The organism is Helicobacter sp. 13S00477-4 (genome assembly GCF_002272785.1).
GTDB lineage: Bacteria > Campylobacterota > Campylobacteria > Campylobacterales > Helicobacteraceae > Helicobacter_J.
In genome coordinates, this window is sequence record NZ_MLAS01000031.1 from 1 (window position 1) to 1,296 (window position 1,296).

At 36.8% G+C, this 1,296-nt stretch carries 1 protein-coding gene; it reads left to right on the forward strand.

The annotated features are described in order from the left end of the window. Window positions 1–1,296: autotransporter outer membrane beta-barrel domain-containing protein (locus BKH44_RS08610; protein WP_143428341.1), on the forward strand; the 1,296-nt coding region annotated here is incomplete at both ends.

The window sequence follows — 1,296 nt, forward strand, 5'->3', positions numbered from 1 at the left end:
GATAAATCCAAATCCCTCACCCAATCAGCCATCAGTTCTAATTATGCTATCTTCTTATCCAATATCAATGATTTGAACAAAAGGTTAGGAGAACTCAGGACAAATCAAAAAGCACAAGGGGGATGGGGAAGGATATTCAATGGTCTTTCTACCAGCAATCGAGGAGAAGAAGTCAAAAACTATTCGACCAATATCCAAGCAGGTTATGATATTGCTTTGGGTAGTGGGTCTCAATACATAGGGGTGGCTCTCTCTTATGGATACAATGTCCTTCAAGGAGAGAACTTTGATGGCAAAGCCCAGATGGCAGAAATAGGAGCTTATTATTCTTATGTAGGGGAAAAAGGATTTTATACTGATAGCATCTTAAAATATGCTTTCATTTATAACAAACTCTCTATCAGTAACAATCAAAATCAAAACACCAACCTTTCTTCTTCTGCCTTTTCTTTTGGACAAGAAGTAGGTTATCGTTGGGATTTTGATATTGCAGAAAAAAGGAATTCCAAGCATTCTATTTATTTAGAACCTCAAGCTGAAGTGATATTGGGTTATGTAGGCAATGGTGGTTTTGATCAAATCAATGGGAATGCTTATTTGAATTCTAATATCAACAATATCTTTGCTTTCAGGGCAAGGGTTGGGGGAGTGGTTGGTTATAGCTTGAGGACAGCTAGCAACCAAACTGATTTTAGGCTTGGGCTTTCTTATGTCGGGGATATGATCAGTGGAGGCAAGATAGATTTCATCACCAATTTTGCTAAAGAACAAACCAACCTCAATTCCAATCAAATGGCTATGCTCTCTTTAGGGGTGAATTCAGCGATTTCTTCTCAATGGAAAGTTTATGCAGATTTGGATGCAGGTTTCTTGGGTAAATATTACAATCAAAATTATTTGATTTCTGTTGGGGGTAGGTATAGTTTTGGGAAAGTATTGCCTCATAAAGCTAGCACAATCAAACAACAAAACCTATCCAATCAAAACAATAATTCATCTGATATGAACTCATCAATCCCTGAAGGTTATTATTGGGTGGTGTATTCTTTGCCAGCTAATTCAAAACTAAGCCAACAACAAATTGATTTATTGAGCAAATACCCTTATAAAATCCAAACAAGTTATGAAGAAAGCAAAGACAACAAAGGCAAGATCCAAAAAGTATTGACTCATTATTATCTCTTAGGTGGGTTTAAGACTAAGGAAGGTGCAATGAAGAATCAAAGCACTGCAGATCAAATCACTCAAATCTTATCAGGGGATAAAAGCAAAAAAGCTGTGTTGAAGGGGGTGAAG